This is a genomic window from Herbaspirillum aquaticum, assembly GCF_002213425.1.
GTDB classification, from domain to species: Bacteria; Pseudomonadota; Gammaproteobacteria; order Burkholderiales; family Burkholderiaceae_D; genus Herbaspirillum; species Herbaspirillum aquaticum.
Genome location: NZ_NJGV01000005.1, coordinates 66,166 through 81,301 on the forward strand (window position 1 = coordinate 66,166; position 15,136 = coordinate 81,301).

The 15,136-nt window shown below is 64.5% G+C and carries 16 protein-coding genes; 9 read left to right on the forward strand and 7 right to left on the reverse strand.

Annotated elements, in window-relative coordinates:
- The 3 genes from CEJ45_RS06490 to CEJ45_RS06500 form a co-directional block, all read right to left on the reverse strand.
- Complete coding sequence (locus tag CEJ45_RS06490) at positions 1–1,311, reverse strand: HipA domain-containing protein (protein ID WP_088754357.1); 1,311 nt, start codon at positions 1,309–1,311, stop codon at positions 1–3.
- Positions 1,305–1,601 carry a helix-turn-helix transcriptional regulator gene (locus tag CEJ45_RS06495; protein WP_088754358.1) on the reverse strand — a complete coding sequence of 99 codons (297 nt, stop codon included), beginning with the start codon at positions 1,599–1,601 and terminating at the stop codon, positions 1,305–1,307. The genes CEJ45_RS06490 and CEJ45_RS06495 overlap by 7 nt, the downstream gene beginning before the upstream one ends.
- A 178-nt stretch (positions 1,602–1,779) precedes the next feature.
- Entirely contained in the window at positions 1,780–2,706 is a 927-nt protein-coding gene (locus tag CEJ45_RS06500) for a LysR family transcriptional regulator (protein WP_088754359.1), read from the reverse strand.
- A 282-nt stretch (positions 2,707–2,988) separates the two neighbouring features.
- Here CEJ45_RS06500 and CEJ45_RS06505 point away from each other — a divergent pair, with 282 nt between their 5' ends.
- The 3 genes from CEJ45_RS06505 (at position 2,989) to CEJ45_RS06515 (ending at position 5,273) form a co-directional block, all read left to right on the forward strand.
- Entirely contained in the window at positions 2,989–3,384 is a 396-nt protein-coding gene (locus CEJ45_RS06505) for a DoxX family protein (RefSeq protein WP_088754360.1), read from the forward strand.
- A gap of 84 nt (positions 3,385–3,468) precedes the next feature.
- Complete coding sequence (locus CEJ45_RS06510) at positions 3,469–4,329, forward strand: pirin family protein (RefSeq protein WP_088754361.1); 861 nt, start codon at positions 3,469–3,471, stop codon at positions 4,327–4,329.
- A gap of 65 nt (positions 4,330–4,394) precedes the next feature.
- Positions 4,395–5,273: a pirin family protein gene (locus tag CEJ45_RS06515; protein ID WP_088754362.1), complete on the forward strand. Its 879-nt coding sequence runs from the start codon at positions 4,395–4,397 to the stop codon at positions 5,271–5,273.
- Between the two features lie 95 nt (positions 5,274–5,368).
- Here CEJ45_RS06515 and CEJ45_RS06520 read toward each other — a convergent pair whose 3' ends face one another.
- Entirely contained in the window at positions 5,369–5,656 is a 288-nt protein-coding gene (locus CEJ45_RS06520) for a hypothetical protein (protein ID WP_088754363.1), read from the reverse strand.
- A 216-nt stretch (positions 5,657–5,872) separates the two neighbouring features.
- Here CEJ45_RS06520 and CEJ45_RS06525 point away from each other — a divergent pair, with 216 nt between their 5' ends.
- On the forward strand, positions 5,873–7,045 hold the full coding sequence (locus CEJ45_RS06525; RefSeq protein WP_088754364.1) for a 50S ribosomal protein L11 methyltransferase: 1,173 nt from the start codon (positions 5,873–5,875) through the stop codon (positions 7,043–7,045).
- 32 nt (positions 7,046–7,077) lie between these two features.
- Entirely contained in the window at positions 7,078–7,518 is a 441-nt protein-coding gene (locus tag CEJ45_RS06530; protein WP_088754365.1) for a hypothetical protein, read from the forward strand.
- Positions 7,519–7,543: 25 nt separating this feature from the next.
- On the opposite strand, the gene CEJ45_RS06535 is transcribed toward CEJ45_RS06530, so the two are convergent.
- A complete protein-coding gene (locus CEJ45_RS06535) occupies positions 7,544–8,941 on the reverse strand; it encodes a sensor histidine kinase (protein ID WP_088754366.1) in 1,398 nt (465 codons plus the stop codon).
- Positions 8,941–9,654: a response regulator transcription factor gene (locus CEJ45_RS06540; RefSeq protein WP_088754367.1), complete on the reverse strand. Its 714-nt coding sequence runs from the start codon at positions 9,652–9,654 to the stop codon at positions 8,941–8,943. Before CEJ45_RS06540 ends, CEJ45_RS06535 begins: the two co-directional genes overlap by 1 nt.
- A 180-nt stretch (positions 9,655–9,834) precedes the next feature.
- Here CEJ45_RS06540 and CEJ45_RS06545 point away from each other — a divergent pair, with 180 nt between their 5' ends.
- The 4 genes from CEJ45_RS06545 (at position 9,835) to CEJ45_RS06560 (ending at position 13,156) form a co-directional block, all read left to right on the forward strand.
- Positions 9,835–10,626, forward strand: a complete 792-nt coding sequence (locus CEJ45_RS06545) for an ABC transporter ATP-binding protein (protein WP_034335871.1) — start codon at positions 9,835–9,837, stop codon at positions 10,624–10,626.
- A gap of 20 nt (positions 10,627–10,646) precedes the next feature.
- Positions 10,647–11,516, forward strand: a complete 870-nt coding sequence (locus CEJ45_RS06550; protein ID WP_088754368.1) for an ABC transporter permease — start codon at positions 10,647–10,649, stop codon at positions 11,514–11,516.
- Positions 11,517–11,624: 108 nt separating this feature from the next.
- Positions 11,625–12,641: an ABC transporter substrate-binding protein gene (locus tag CEJ45_RS06555; protein ID WP_088754369.1), complete on the forward strand. Its 1,017-nt coding sequence runs from the start codon at positions 11,625–11,627 to the stop codon at positions 12,639–12,641.
- Positions 12,642–12,715: 74 nt separating this feature from the next.
- On the forward strand, positions 12,716–13,156 hold the full coding sequence (locus tag CEJ45_RS06560) for a YkgJ family cysteine cluster protein (protein ID WP_088754540.1): 441 nt from the start codon (positions 12,716–12,718) through the stop codon (positions 13,154–13,156).
- A 4-nt stretch (positions 13,157–13,160) separates the two neighbouring features.
- On the opposite strand, the gene CEJ45_RS06565 is transcribed toward CEJ45_RS06560, so the two are convergent.
- On the reverse strand, positions 13,161–15,029 hold the full coding sequence (locus tag CEJ45_RS06565) for a peptide transporter (RefSeq protein ID WP_088754370.1): 1,869 nt from the start codon (positions 15,027–15,029) through the stop codon (positions 13,161–13,163).
- Positions 15,030–15,136: the final 107 nt, after the last annotated feature.

Below are 15,136 nucleotides of genomic sequence, written 5' to 3' on the forward strand. Positions count from 1 at the left end.
TTACTGGCCTGCCTCTCGCATGAAGCGCTGCCGGTGGTGGCGGACACCCTCGCTGATGCGCTCCCAGGTGCGTGCAGGGAAGTCGTCGGGGAGTTCGCCTTCGGCGACCGCGAGGGCATCCTCCGCGCCTTGCACCAGCGCCAGCATGGCCTGCCACACCGGCTCCCCGCCGTGCTGCAGGGCAAGCTGCCGCCAGTGGCGGGCTTCGATGGTATGGAAGTGGCGATGCGGATTGCGTCCGCGCAGCAGCATGGCCGGACCGGCCTGGCGCGCGCGGAGCTGGTTAGGGCCTTTGCCGAAGTAGGGCCACATCGACAGCACGTCATACAGCGGCGTCATCTCGTAACGGCCACCCGCATGCAGGTGCAGCGAGAAATTCTTGGCATGGCCGTCGGTGGCCGCCAGCAGGAAGAAGGCCAGTTGCGCCAGCAGGAAATAGGTCTTGTCGCCGCCCTGGCTGCTGGCGTTGAGCAGGCCCAGGCATTGGTTCAGGCCGGGACCGCCCTGGCTTTCGTACTTCATGGTCGGCGGCAGGCCGAAGGCCTGGCAGAAATCTTCCTGCGGCAGGCGTGCGATCCATCCTTCCTTCATCCTGGCACGGTCGAAACGCTCTACGGCCAGCACCGTATGACGCCCGAAATGTTCCACCCGCGCTGATGCCACCGGCAGACCCATCGCCGCCAGGATGCGGGAGCACAGCCATTCGTTGTAGACCGAGTCCCCCGCATCGACCCGCTGCATCACGCCGCCGATGAGGCCCAGCGGCAGCTTGATGATGTGCGTGGTCGGCGTGGCACCCAGGGGACGGCACCATTTGCCGCGATGCCAGGTCAATGCGGTCTTTTCCTGTGCACCTGCGATCGAGATGCGCAGCGCATCTTCCTGGGCGCTGGCCAGGGGCGAGGACAAGGGCAGGGCATACAGCAATTGCTCGAGCGCGGCCTCATCCAGGCGCTCGCAGTGGATGCTGCGCCAGCCTTCTGGTTCCAGGTCCGGTGGCAGCAACTGCAGCGCCCCGACGCAGTCCCGTCCCAGCGCCTGCAACAGGTCGAAGACGTCCGTGGAGGGCAGGCGATAGCGTTGCCGCAGCCGTTCGCGAATATCGGCGTTGTCGGGGAGCAGGTTGTCGAAATAGTTGCGCACGCTGTCGCCGCGCAGCTCGCCCGAGGCGGTCAGCGGCAGGGACAGCGACAGTGGACGGAAATGCGACGAGCGCACCCACGTGGGCGCATAGCGGAAGCGATGTACCTGGCGTTCCACGCTCCAGGTGCCGACCAGCTCACCGTTCATCCAGGCGTGCAGCATTACCAGGAACCCTGTTTGCGGGCCGGGATAAAGGCTGCCCCCGGCTCCGCGACACTGTGCATCGGCTGGTCGGCTGCATGTACATGCAGCTTGAGACCGGCCCCCAGCGTCGCCAGGAGCAGCAGCAGCTGCTCCACGCTGACGGCCCCCGGATTGGCTTCGATCTCGGCAATGCGCGCCTGGCTCACGCCGATGCGTTTACCCAGTTGCGCCTGTGTCAAGCGCTGCTGCTTGCGCAAGGCGCGCAGATGCTCGCGTAACTGGATGGAGAGGCTGATGGGGAAATCATCGGCCATGGGAGTTCCGTCAAGACAAGGAGGCAGCCGCGACGGTGGGCTCGGCGGAGGGCCGGGCCGTGCGGCTGTTGACGAAAATATAGGACAAGAGCGATAAAACTGCAATACAAGAAATATCTTATATTTTACTTTTATCGCCTAAAGCCGATAAATTGAAATTATCGGTTTTGGCCTGTATTCATGCTTGCGCCGGGCTAACCGGCGACAAGGCCGTCAATGCCGCCAGCGAGTCCAGCCACCACGACAGGGCCGGACCCGCCGGATGGTCGGGTTTGTAGACGCACTGGATCGGCAGTTCCGCCCCTTGCGGCGGATGGTGGATGGTGCTGATGCTCACCAGGCGCCCGGTGTCGAGGTCATTCTTGACCACATGCAGCGGCATGTTGCCCCAGCCCATGCCGGCGCGCAGCAGGGCGTGCTTGGTGCCCAGATCGCTCATGCGCCAGGTCAGCCGCGAGTGCACCGAGAAATCCTGGCGGGCGGTGAGCTCGCTGCGGTCCGACAGCACCAGCTGGGTTTGCTGCTGCAGGAGCTTTTCGGAAATCCTTCCTTTCACCTGGGCCAGCGGGTGGTCCGGTGCCACCACCGCCACCAGTTGCACGCTGGGCAGCGTAATGCGCAGCAGGTTGGGCGGCGTGGTCGGCAGCGTCCCCAAGATGCCCAGCATGGAGCGGCCGTCAATGACGCGCTCGGCCACCGCCCCCAGCGCTTCGACTTCCAGCCGTACCGTCACCGCCGGAAAGGCCTGGCGAAAGCGCTGCAACAGGTCCACCAGGCAATCGGTAGGGAAGAACACGTCCACGGCCAGCGATACTTCCAGCTCCTGCCCGCGCGCATAGGAATTGGCCCGGACCTGCAGTGAATCCACGTGATCGAGCACCTGCCGAGCATCGGCCAGCAAGGCCACGCCGGGACTGGTCAGCTGGGGCCGGTAACCACTGCGGTCGAAAAGCAGCACGCCAAGCTGGTCTTCCAGCGTAGCGACGGCGTAGCTGACGGCCGACTGTGCCCGCGCCAGCTTGCGTGCGGCCGCCAGGAAACTGCCGCTGTCAGCCACCTGCACGAAAACCCGCAACTGATCCAGCGACAGACGTTCAATATTCATATTGTCCTCAAGCTACGATGAAGTTTTGAAGTTTTGAAGTTTTGAAGTTTTGAAGTGATGAAGTGTCAACTATATCTAAAATTTAGATCATGATTATAAAAAGATAATCAGTTTTAGCCGAAACGGAACTTGCCTATTCTGTCGTCACTGGCTGCAGCGAATGCGCAAACAGCAGAGCACAGCGAGAGCCGGTTAAATGATTGGCATCAGGCAACAAGATTCAAGGCAACACGGCATCACAATTCAAACATCGTCGTTCACCCAAACACAGAGAGGCTTACCATGATCACCAACTTCACCACCTTCCGTATCGGCCGCGTCCTGCTGGCTTCCTTGTTCGTCATTTCGGGCATCTTCAAGATCGTCGGCTTTGCCGGCACCGTCGGCTACTTCAGCAGCCTGGGCCTGCCGGTCCCGACCCTGGCCGTGCTGGTCACCATCCTGGTCGAAGTCGGCGGCGGCTTGCTGCTCATGAGCGGCCGTGGCGTGCGTCCGGTGTCGCTGGTGATTGCGCTCTTCACCGTTGGCGCGACCTTGTCGGCCCACCATTTCTGGACGCTCGAAGGCGCTGCCGCCCAAGGCCAGATGATCCACTTCCTCAAGAACGTGGCCTTGATCGGCGCGCTGCTGCTGGTGTCCTCGATCGACCCGCAAGCCCAGCCGGAAGAAAGCCGTTGAGTCGCACAGCGTCCCATTGCATCCTTTGACCATGATCCATCGGCCCGCACCCACGAAGTGCCGGCCTCTTCAGGAGAGACAAACATGAGCACCCCCTACACCCGTCAAATCGAACGCCTGGTCAACGGCATCCCCACCCAGGATGGCGCCGGCGTGAGCCTCACCCGCGTGCTGACCCACGACCTGCAGCGCCGCCTGGACCCGTTCCTGATGCTCGACGCTTTCCATTCGGACGAGCCCAGCGATTACCTGGCCGGTTTCCCCGACCACCCGCACCGCGGCTTTGAAACCGTGACCTACATGCTGGCCGGGCGCATGCGCCACCGCGACAATGCCGGTAACGAAGGCTTGCTGGAACCGGGCGGCATGCAGTGGATGACCGCCGGCCGCGGGCTGGTCCATTCGGAGTTGCCGGAACAGGAAAACGGCCTCATGAGCGGCTTCCAGTTGTGGGTGAACCTGGCGGGCAAGGACAAGATGACCGATCCCGGCTACCAGGACATCCCCTCGGCGGGCATCCCCGAGACCGAGCCGCAACCGGGCGTGAAGGTACGCGTCCTGGCCGGTACCGCCTTTGGCGTGGCGGGCGCCATCAGCCGCGAGACCACCGAGCCGCTGTACCTGGACCTGAAGCTGGAATCCGGCGTGACGCTGGACCTGCCGATCCCGGCCACGCACAATGCCTTCCTTTACGTCTATGAAGGCAAGCTGGCCGTAGGCGCGGCAGGCAGCGAGACCCGCGCCGCCGAGGCTGGCCGCATGGCCGTGCTCTCCAACGCCGTCGGTTCGGCTGGGGTGACGGTGCGGGCCGAGCAGGGAAGCCGCTTCCTGCTCATCGCCGGCAAGCCCTTGAACGAGCCGATCGCCCAGTGGGGACCGTTCGTGATGAACACCCGCGAACAGGTGGAAGCCGCCATCGACGATTTCCGCGCCGGCCGTTTCTGAGCAAGCATTCCCCATGAACCCAGCAGGCGGGCCGCCAACCAGGCCCGCCGCACCAGGAGAGCACCATGAGCAACATTCTTCACCAGATCCACGGCCTGACCCGTGACATCGGTTTCCCGGTCCGGCGCCTGCTGCCGGCGGCGGCTGCACGCACGGTCGGTCCCTTCGTCTTTTTTGATCATATGGGGCCGGTGGAATTCGATGCCGGCACCACCGAAGGCGATGTGCGTCCGCATCCCCACATCGGCCTGGCCACCGTGACTTACCTGTTCTCGGGCGCCATGATGCACCGTGACAGCCTGGGCGTGGTCCAGCGCATCACCCCGGGGGCGGTCAACTGGATGGCCTCGGGACGCGGCATCGTCCATTCCGAGCGCATCCCCGACGATATCCGCGAGCAGAAAGTGCCGGTGCATGGACTGCAGATGTGGGTGGCCCTGCCGGCCGAGCAGGAGGAGAGCGATCCGCTGTTCCGTCATTACGCCTCGGAGGACATGCCTGAGGCACAAATCGGCGGTGCGCGCCTGCACGTGCTGGCGGGTTCGGCGTTCGGCGTGAGCTCGCCGGTGGCCACGGCCAGCCCGACGCTGTATGTGGCGGGCAGCACCACGCAAGGCGCCGAGCTGGAGATTGCCGCCGATGTGCAGGAGCGGGCGGTCTACGTGGTACGCGGCGAGGTGATGCTGGACGGCGAGCGCATGGAGCCGGGCACGCTGGCCATCCTGGCCCCCGGTGCGGCAGTGGCGCTCAAGGCGGTGGGAGAAACGGTCTTCATGATCCTGGGCGGTGCGCCGCTGGATGGTCCGCGCTTCGTCTGGTGGAATTTCGTGGCGACCTCGCGCGAGAAGATCGAAGCGGCCAAGGTCGCGTGGAATGGCCGGGACAAGAACGTGTTCCCGGACATTCCGGGTGAGACCGAGTGGATTCCGCTGCCGGCGCATTGATCAGCGCCTGAAGCTTGACGAACAAAACCGCCTGCCGCAATTCCAGCGACAGGCGGTTTTTCATCGGCCGTTGCAGCCGTTCATGGGTCGACCCATCAGATCAGCCCGATGATGCGCCCCATTTCGGTGATGTAGGGGCTGTCCTTCAGGACCTGGTTTTCCAGGCTGTCGGCGGCACGGCGCAGGGAGTGCCAGGTATCGCCGACCTGTCCCGCATGCGGCTGCGGTTGGCTCAGGTGCTGGCGCAGACGGGCGATGTCTTCGCGCAGCTGGTCGGCTTCGGTGCTGCCAGCGGGCAGTTTCTGCAATTCCGCCTCGAACTGGCCGACCATGTCCAGCAGGCGCTGGTGGTCGAACGCTGGGGTTTGCATGGGCTCGCTCATGGATTCTCCTTCGGTGATGGACCGGCTCCATCATAGGCGCATCGCGCCCGGGCCGGCAAAAAAAGGCGCCGGGGTTTGCCCGGCATCAAGTTCTGCTGTTTGGGTCCGCCCGCCCGTCGTAAGTTCCGGCAGCGCCGCGTGCAGCCTGTGCTTTGTTACACTGGCGGCTGTTTTTGCGCGGTGCACCCTGCGCCGCGCTCGCTGATCCCCTGATTCATGACCTCACACGACGACACTCCCGCCTTCATCACCTGGACCACCGGTGCCACTTCACAGCAGCTGCGCTGGCATTCCGAGGCCGGCAATGCGCCGCCCAAGCGCGTGGTCGAGGCGGACGACCAGATGGCCGCAGATACTGCCTACAAGCTGGCCTGCGAGGGGACCGGCCTGCTCTGGCGCGGCGACTTCCAGAATGCACGCCAGCTGCTGCAAGCCCTGGGCCGACGTGTGGACCGCGCCCGCGAGCGCGCCCAGGCCAAAGGCAAATTCAAATCGGCCACCGCCGAGAGCCCGGCACAGGCCTTCCATCATCATCGCCAGATGCAGGCGCAGCGCGCGCGCATCCTTGGCATGCTGCTCATTCCCGTCGAGCCCGGTTTCGTGGTGCCGCTGCGCCGTGCGCCAGACGTGCAGGCTGCCTGCAGCGAAGCTTATGAGCCGGCGCTGCAGGCGGCATCCTTTGCCGTCTCGCTGCGCGAGCTGCAGGGCTTGATCGGTGCGCATGAATGGCGCAAGAAGGGCGTCGAGATCGCCGCACTCGGTGGCCGCATCCATCCGTGGTATGGCGTCTTCTCACCGGTGCGCGGTGAATACGTGGACCTGGTGGCCAAGGCGCCGCTGCCATCGACCGAACTGGCCTTTGATATCGGCGTGGGCAGTGGTGTGCTCTCCGCCGTCCTGGCGCAGCGCGGCGTGCGCAAGATCATCGCCACCGACATGGACCCGCGCGCGCTGGCCTGCGCACGCGAGAACCTGCAAGGACTGGGGCTCTTGCCGCAGGTGCAATTGCAGGAGGCCGACCTGTTCCCGCCGGGACGCGCACCGCTGATCGTCTGCAATCCGCCCTGGCTGCCGGCGCGTCCCAGTTCACCGATCGAACATGCGGTCTATGACCCGGACAGCCGCATGCTGCTGGGCTACCTGAAGGGCCTCGCCGATCACCTCACGCCGCAGGGCGAAGGCTGGCTCATCCTGTCCGATTTCGCCGAACACCTGGGTCTGCGCGCGCCCGGGATGCTGGCCGAGGCGATTGCCCAGGCCGGCCTCGAAGTGGTGGCGCGCCACGACATCAAGCCGCGCCACGGCAAGGCAGTCGATCGCGACGATCCCCTGCATGCCGCGCGCAGCAAGGAAACCACCAGCCTGTATCGCCTGCGCGCCCGCGCCTGAATCAACCTGATGCCAGCAAGGAGCCAACGTCCATGAACATGATCCGATGCCTGCCGCTGCTGTTGGGCGTGCTGCTCCTGCCGGCCACGGCCCAGGTCACCACCCGCGACCTGGGCGGGCACTATGGTCCGCAGCAGGGTGTGCCGGTTCCTGTGCCGGTCCCCGTACCGGTTCCGGATGCGCTGAACCGTAACCCGCAGCTCAGCGAACCCATCACCACCTCCGGCAACAGCTGCGCCTGCCAGGTGGCCGAGACCAGCGGCAGCGCCTGCATGATCTTCCTGCGCACCAATGCGGCCGAGTGGATTGCCCGCAATGCGCCGCAGACGCCGCTGCGCTCCTCGGCCAGCGGACGTTACTACGATGCCTCCTTCGCGCTGGCCGCCAGCGCCTGTGCGGCACGCAAGGTGGCACCGGGCAGCGTGAAGGTGCATTGGCTGGACCGCCGCAATGCGATCCTGGAATGGAAATAGGGCGCTGACCAGGACGATCAGAACCTCAAGCCGGCTCCTGCCAGGCCGGAAAATCCAGCATGACCGCAAAATGCCCGTCAGGCAGGTAAGCAAAGCGCATCTCGCCCGCATGCGCGCGCATGACTTCTTCCACGATGGACAAGCCCAGGCTCGCCCCCATGCGGTTCTCGCCGCGCGGGGCGAAGGGCTTGCGCAATCGTTCCCAATCCTCGGCAGCTATCCCCGGCCCGTCATCGATGAAGCTCAGGCGGTGGCGCTGGCCGTCGCTGTCGAGCCGCACGTGCAACAGCCCCGGCGCGCCGTATTGCAGAGCGTTGTCGAGGATGTTCTTGATGGCCTCGCCCAGTGCAATCGGATCGCCCTGGATCAAACAGGGTAGGGGCGGCACATCCAGCGCCAGGTCGTGCGGCGTGCGCGCGCGATTGGACAGCACTTCGGTCATCTGCGAGCGCACCAGGTCGGCCAGATCGATGCGCTCCTGCAGCCGGCTGTCATTGCGATGCTGGACCATGGCGTGATTGATGAGCTGGTTCACCAGCGCACCCAGGTGGCGCGTGCGTTCGCGCAGCAGGGCCAGGTGGCGCTGGCGCTTTTCTTCGCTGGGTTCGGTGGCCAGCAGTTCCATCTGCGCCACCAGGGCGGTGACGGGCGTGCGCAGCTGGTGCGCGGCATCGCCGATCACGCGGCGCATGGTGGCGCGGTGGACCACCAGCCTCTCCATGAAGGCGTTGATGGCCGAGACCAGCGCATGCGTCTCGGCCGGCACGGTCAGCGACAGGGGTGAAAGATCGTTCAGGTCCCGCTCACGGATGGCCGCCTCGATGCGCTTGAGCGGCGCCAGTGCCTGGTAGAGCGTGAACATCGCTGCCAAGATGGTCAGCGCGCTCATGGCCACGATCACCACCAGCGCCTTGCCGCCCAGGCTCTGCGCAAAGGACATGCGCGCATTGTTGGTCTGCGCCAGCACGATGACCGCCCACGGATGCGGACTGTCGACCGGCATGCGCCGCCCGATGATGGCCATGCGCACGGGCGTGCCCAGATAATCGCCATCGCGCAGCAAGGGGCCTTGCTCCAGCTCGTTCCAGGGAATCTCCGGACGGAATTCGGCATCACCCGCAATCACCCGTCCACGCGGATCGAAGACCGCATAGATCGCATGGTCCCCCGTGCCCAGCATTGACAGCGCCGCCAGCGGCACATCGACATTGACTTCGCCATGGTCGTACCAGGTGTTCTCGGCAATCTGCAAGGCGCTGCCGGCCAGGATGCGGTCATAGGCCTGGCGTGCGGCCAGCTGGGTCGAGATCCAGATGGCGATGAGCAGCACGGCGGCACTCACCAGCAGCACCGCGCCCACGCGCACCACCAGGCGTGTGTAGAGCGAACGCCCGGCGACGACGTGGGGCGAGCGGCCCAGCATCAGTGCAGGGCAGCGGCCGGGGTGGACGCCGCAGGTTCAGCGGCTGCCGGGGCCTGCAACACCAGCTGATATCCGAGTCCGCGCAGGGTGCGGATCTCGAAGGCGGCACCGGCCAGTTTCTTGCGCAGGCGCGCCACGTATTGCTCGACCGTGTTGGCGTTGGGGGTGTCATCGACCGTGAAGAGCCGATCCATCAGTTCATCCTTGTTGAAGATGCGTCCCGGCCGGGCGGCGATGATTTCCAGCAGCGTCACCTCGCGCCGGGTCAGTTCGATGGGTTGCCCGTCCAGCGTGGCGGTGCGGCTCTTGCGGTCGATGCACAGGTTGGCACAGTGCAGCAGGTTGGTCGATTCGCCGCCGCTCCTGCGCAGGAGCACGCGGATGCGCGCCTCCAGTTCGCGGAAGTCGAAAGGCTTGACCAGGTAATCGTCGGCACCCAGGTCCAGTGCGCGCACGCGTTCTTCGATCTCGCCGCAGGCGGTGAGCATGAGCACCGGCGTGTGCTGGCCACGGGCGCGCAATTGCTCCAGCAGGGCGAAGCCATCGGTCTGCGGCAGCATCACGTCCAGGATCAGCAGGTCGAAGGCCTCGCCCAGGCGGCGCGCGGCGTGGCCGCCGTGGCTTTCCCATTCGACGGTGTGGCCGATGCGGGCCAGGTGGGAAACGATGGCCTCGGCGACGTCGGCAGTGTCTTCGACCAGCAGGATGCGCATGGGATCTCCAGTGTTGTTTTTCGATGCCGCAGCTGTTGGACGCTGCTTGGGCAGGTCGTCATTGTATGTCCGAACCGCTCACGAAAAGAAGACGTCAGGATTTAGTCAGATTCGTTACAGCTTGGCGGCCTAGCATCCGTTCCAGCATCAATAATTCTTATAAATCATTTGGAGACTGGCATGAGCGACCCTGCCCAAGCTGCGGCTATCCTCGACCCATCGCGTCCGCTGCTGGAAATCGACCGCGTTACCCTGCAGTACAAGACCACCGATTCGCTGGTCACCGCTACCCAGAACGTCAGTTTCAACGTCCATCCTGGCGACCGCTACATCCTGCTCGGCCCTTCGGGCTGCGGCAAGTCCACCCTGTTGAAGGCCATCGGCGGCTACCTGCAGCCGACCTCGGGGGCGATCCGTCTCAAGGGGCGGGAAGTGCATGAGCCGGGACCGGACCGCATGATGGTGTTCCAGGAATTCGACCAGCTGCTGCCCTGGAAGACGGTGCGCCAGAACGTGGAGTTCGCGCTGCACGCCAGTGGCCGCCTGCAGGGAAAGGCTGCCGCCGAGCGCGCCGAGTACTACATCAGCAAGGTCGGTCTGGCCAAGTTCATCGACAGCTATCCGCACATGCTCTCCGGCGGCATGAAGCAGCGTGTCTCGATTGCCCGTGGCATGGCCATGGAGCCGGACGTGCTGTTGATGGACGAGCCCTTTGCCGCCCTCGATGCACTGACCCGCCGCAAGATGCAGGATGAACTGCTGCGCCTGTGGGACGACACCCAGTTCACCGTGCTCTTCGTGACCCACTCGATCGAAGAAGCGATCCGCGTGGGCACCCGCATCCTGCTGCTCACGCCGCACCCCGGCCAGGTCCGCGCCGAACTCAACAGCATCGATCCCGGCCAGCTGGGAACGGCTGCCCAGGCCGAACTGGAAACCCGCATCAACGACATGCTGTTCGCCCATCACTGAGCCGCGCAGGAGACCTCATCATGCAAACCAATCTGCCCTTCGTCCGCCCGGAAATCCTGGTGGACCCCAATCCCGGCGCCACTGCCGAAGTGCAGCGCCCGCTGTCGGCCTTCGAATCCCTGTACCGCATGGGCTGGCTGCGCAAGACCGTGATCCTGCTGGTACTGGCCCTGGTCTGGGAAGTCTACGGCCGCTGGCTGGACAATGCCTTGCTCTTCCCCAGCTTCAGCGAGACGGTGCAAGCCTTCCTCTCCGGCATCGGCTCCGGCGTGCTGCTGCAGCGCGCCGCCGTGTCGATGCAGACCCTGCTGGTCGGCTATGGCCTGGGCATCCTGCTGGCCGGGCTGCTGACGACGGTGGCCATCAGCTCGCGCATCGGCAATGACCTGCTGGAAACGCTGACCTCGATGTTCAACCCGCTGCCGGCCATCGCGCTGTTGCCGCTGGCGCTGATCTGGTTCGGGCTGGGCACCGGCAGCATCATCTTCGTGCTGGTGCACTCGGTGCTGTGGGCGGTGGCGCTCAACACGCATGGCGGCTTTCGGGCGGTGTCCAACACGCTGCGCATGGTTGGCCAGAACTATGGATTGCGCCGCTTCTCGCTGGTGAAATCGATCCTGATCCCGGCCGCTTTCCCCAGCATCCTGACCGGCCTGAAAGTGGGCTGGGCCTTCGCCTGGCGCACGCTGATCGCGGCCGAGCTGGTCTTTGGCGTCTCCTCGGGGGCGGGTGGCCTGGGCTGGTACATCTTCGAAAACCGCAACCAGCTGGAAACGGCCAATGTCTTCTCGGGCCTGTTCTTCGTGATCATCATCGGCCTGGTGGTGGAGAACCTGATCTTCGCCCAGATCGAGAAGCGCACCATCCGCCGCTGGGGCATGCAGCACTGAGCTGCCGGACGGGCGGACCTTGTTTCCATACAAGGTCCGCGCAATCCCTACATCAACACGCAACGATCCATACAAGACCGATAAACTGACGACCTTCAGGAGACAAGCATGCAACGACGTACCTTTACCAGCCTCATGATGGCCAGCGCCCTGGCGCTGTCCGCCGTATCCGGCACCGCCCGCGCGGAAGCGCAGGAAGTGCGCATCTCCCACGGCTATGGCTTGCTGTACCTGCCGCTGATGGTGATCCGCGACCAGAACCTGGTGGAAAAGCACGCCAAGACCATGGGCCTGGGCGAAGTCAAGACCAAGTGGGTGCTGCTCGACGGCGGCAATGTCATCAATGACGCCATGCTGGCCGGCAACCTCGACATCGCCGGCACCGGCGCACCGGGTTTCGTGACGCTGTGGTCCAAGGCCCATGGCATCCCGCGTTCGGAAGTGGTGGGATTGGGAGCGCTGTCGACTTCGCCGCTCTGGCTCAATACCAACAACCCGAACGTCAAATCGCTCAAGGACTTCACGCCCAAGGACAAGATCGCCATTCCCGGCATCAAGACCTCGCTGTCGGCCGTGCTGCTGCAGATGGCTGCCGCCAAGACCTTCGGCATCGAGAACTACGCCAAGCTGGATCCGCTGACGGTGAGCCTGTCGCATCCGGAAGCGATGGCTTCCCTGGTCTCGGGCAAGACCGAGATCACGGCGCACTTCACCTCGCCGCCGTTCTCCTACCAGGAAGCCAAGGCCCCGGGCATCACGCGCGTGCTCAATTCCACCGATGTACTGGGCCACATCACCATCGATGTGGTCTTTGCGCTCAAGTCCTTTACCGACAAGAATCCCAAGCTGACCCAGGCCTTCATGGCCGCGCAGGAAGAGGCCAACGCCTACATCGCCAAGAACCGCAAGGGCGCAGCCGAGATCTTCCTGCGCGTCTCCAAGCTCAAGCTGCCCCAGGAAGAAGTGGAACAGATGCTGGCGGACCCGGGCACCGAGTTCACCTCGACGCCGGTGGACATCATGCAATACGTGATCTTCATGGGCAAAGCCGGCACCATCAAGACCAAGCCGGCGGTGTGGCATGACATGTTCGTGCCGGTATTCAAGGAGCGCAAGGGCAGCTGAGCATGAAGCGGCACAGTCCGCACTGCGGACTGTGCCTGTCGTATCATGGCGGCTTTGCCTTTGCTGCCGTTCCCATGCGTGAGAACACCGCCCTCCACTGGATCATCGATGAAGACCGCCTCTTCACCGACATGGCCGATTCCCCCGACAATCCCTGCACCGCCTGCGGCGGCTGCTGCGCGCATTTCCGCGTGTCCTTCTACTGTGGCGAACTCAGCGATGGTTTGGGCGGCATGGTGCCGGTGGAACTGACCAGCAAGGTCAACGACACGCTGGCCTGCATGAAGGGGACCGAACACGGCCATGGCCGCTGCATCGCGCTCGTGGGTGAACTGGGACGGCCAGGCGTCGGTTGCCGCATCTATGCGCAGCGCCCCAGCACCTGCCGCGAATTCTCGCCCTGGGAGGCGGATGGCCAGCCCAATCCCGAATGCCAGCAACGACGCCAGGCCTTGGGCTTGCCGGTGCTGGCGGCGTTGCCGCCGGAACAGGCCGCGCCCGTGTTGCCTGCCTGAATCCTCAGGCCGGTGGCGCTTGGCTGCAGAGCGCTGCCAGTGCGTCTCCCAGCGATTCGGGTCGGCCCTCGAAAAGGGTCTGCATGGCCTTGGGATCAGCCAGCAAGGCATAGAGCGCGCTGCGTGCCTCATAGTCGGTGGCCAGGCGTACGGCCGCCAGGATGTAATCGTCCAGCGTGGCGGCGATGGTCCAGTCGGGCAAGCCCACGCGGCGAAACAGCCCCTCATCGATATGTTCGAACACTTCCGGCCCGGTCTTGCAGATGCCAGGCAAGCCCACGGTGAAGGCGTCGATGATGCCGTTGGTATTGCCGAAGGGCAGGGGCGAGAGAAACATGTCGCACTGGTTGAAGATCGACAGGTACTGCTGGTAGGGCTGGTGCGGATACACCTGCGCGCCCGGCACGTAACGCAGGATCAGCCGATGCAGCTGCGGATAGAGCAGCCCCTGCGCCTGCCCCACCAGGAAGTGCAGCCGTACCTGGCGTGACCGGCCGCCAGCTTGCTGTGCCGACAGATCAACGATGCGCTGGCAGGCTGACAGGAAGCGGGGATTGAGCTTCATGGTGGTGGCGGCAATGGCCACGTTGACCACCGGCTGGTCGGACCGTTCCAGGCGCGGCACGGCAAAGGGAATCGCGGTGGGGCGATAGGGTTGGCCGTCGGCAGGCAGGCGCAGCAGCTTCTCGCTGAAGCAGGCCGGGTCGCCCACGAAATCGTCCTCCACGCTGATGTAGTCGATGCAGGGCGAATGCGTGGTCGCAGGATGCCCGAGCGCGGCCACCTGCAACGGCGCCACGCGCAGGTTGGCGGCAAACATGGTGATGGGGAACATGCCCACGCTGGGCATGTAGAACACCCGCGGCCGACGCGCCCGGGCAATCTCGCGCACGCTGCGCAGGCTGGCCATCAGGTCGGCCGGCTGTTCCAGCGTGATGAATTCATCGAAGACCGCGCGGCCCAGTTCATCGGTATTGCTCGCATAGCCCATGGCGACCACGTGGAAATGGCGGCGCGCGGCCTCCAGCGTCTTGGAGTGGGTGCGATAGATCGAATGCCCGCCCGAAAACCATTCCAGCAGCACCAGCATGACCGGCTTGCCATCGACCCGTGCGTCACCCGGTTGCGCCAGGTCGTGCAGTGCTTCGGTGTGCAGCTTCTTCTTCAGCAGCTGGTTGATGGCGCCCTTGATGCGATGGCGCTGCGGCAGGTCGGCGTAGCTGCAATGCATGTACACGTCATGCAGCACGCCGACCGGCAAGCCTTCCAGCGACTCCAGTTCATGCAGCCGGTCTGGCAGCCATTGCAGCAGCGCTTCGCGCTTGGAGTGCGCCGCCGGCGTACCCAGGAAGCGCGGCGACATCAGCGCCAGGAAGAGGGCGGCGGCCAGCGGTTTGTTCTGTGCCCACAGCGCTTCCACATCCAGCGCCAGTTCCGATTCGGGGGAATAAAGCAGGCAGAATTTCACCAGGTCCAGCGGCTTGACCTCGAACACCTGCGACTGCGGGCCGCCGAAGTTGAGCGAGCGCAGGATGTGATCGGCATTGATGAAATGGCTGGCGCCGAAGAGCGCGGACAGCCAGCGCTGGAAGTTGATCAGCTGCCCGAAACCGTTGGGACTGAGATGGAAGCCCGGGTCCGAGAGCAAGGCCGAAATGGCGCTGGTCACGCGGGTCAGCATGTGCTGTTCCAGTTCGGCCTGGGTCACTGCCGGGGAGACCTGCAGGGAGAATTTGCCGCTCAGTTGCCCATACTGCCGGTCGATCAATTGCAGCAGGCGCACCAGTTCGCGCGCGGCCGGCTCCTGCTGGCGGGCGTAGCAAAGGTACTCGAAGTTTTCCAGGGAGAAAATGTCGTCTGGGCGGGCCGTCATCGTTTTTTCTCATTCTCGGGCTTGGACAGCGGGCATTGTGCCGTCTCTGCCGCCGCACTGCCAGTATTTTGGCAAGGCCGGCGTTGTCCGGGGCCTGCGAAGGGAAG

Excerpts from the sequence above, each read along its gene's own strand:
- CEJ45_RS06530 (WP_088754365.1), top strand. The coding sequence starts at position 7,078 with ATGAACATGATCCGATGCCTGCCGCTGCTGTTGGGCGTGCTGCTCCTG.
- CEJ45_RS06535 (WP_088754366.1), bottom strand. The coding sequence starts at position 8,941 with ATGCTGGGCCGCTCGCCCCACGTCGTCGCCGGGCGTTCGCTCTACACA.
- CEJ45_RS06545 (WP_034335871.1), top strand. The coding sequence starts at position 9,835 with ATGAGCGACCCTGCCCAAGCTGCGGCTATCCTCGACCCATCGCGTCCG.
- CEJ45_RS06550 (WP_088754368.1), top strand. The coding sequence starts at position 10,647 with ATGCAAACCAATCTGCCCTTCGTCCGCCCGGAAATCCTGGTGGACCCC.
- CEJ45_RS06510 (WP_088754361.1), top strand. The coding sequence starts at position 3,469 with ATGAGCACCCCCTACACCCGTCAAATCGAACGCCTGGTCAACGGCATC.
- CEJ45_RS06560 (WP_088754540.1), top strand. The coding sequence starts at position 12,716 with ATGCGTGAGAACACCGCCCTCCACTGGATCATCGATGAAGACCGCCTC.
- CEJ45_RS06515 (WP_088754362.1), top strand. The coding sequence starts at position 4,395 with ATGAGCAACATTCTTCACCAGATCCACGGCCTGACCCGTGACATCGGT.
- CEJ45_RS06555 (WP_088754369.1), top strand. The coding sequence starts at position 11,625 with ATGCAACGACGTACCTTTACCAGCCTCATGATGGCCAGCGCCCTGGCG.
- CEJ45_RS06505 (WP_088754360.1), top strand. The coding sequence starts at position 2,989 with ATGATCACCAACTTCACCACCTTCCGTATCGGCCGCGTCCTGCTGGCT.
- CEJ45_RS06500 (WP_088754359.1), bottom strand. The coding sequence starts at position 2,706 with ATGAATATTGAACGTCTGTCGCTGGATCAGTTGCGGGTTTTCGTGCAG.
- CEJ45_RS06565 (WP_088754370.1), bottom strand. The coding sequence starts at position 15,029 with ATGACGGCCCGCCCAGACGACATTTTCTCCCTGGAAAACTTCGAGTAC.
- CEJ45_RS06495 (WP_088754358.1), bottom strand. The coding sequence starts at position 1,601 with ATGGCCGATGATTTCCCCATCAGCCTCTCCATCCAGTTACGCGAGCAT.
- CEJ45_RS06520 (WP_088754363.1), bottom strand. The coding sequence starts at position 5,656 with ATGAGCGAGCCCATGCAAACCCCAGCGTTCGACCACCAGCGCCTGCTG.
- CEJ45_RS06525 (WP_088754364.1), top strand. The coding sequence starts at position 5,873 with ATGACCTCACACGACGACACTCCCGCCTTCATCACCTGGACCACCGGT.
- CEJ45_RS06540 (WP_088754367.1), bottom strand. The coding sequence starts at position 9,654 with ATGCGCATCCTGCTGGTCGAAGACACTGCCGACGTCGCCGAGGCCATC.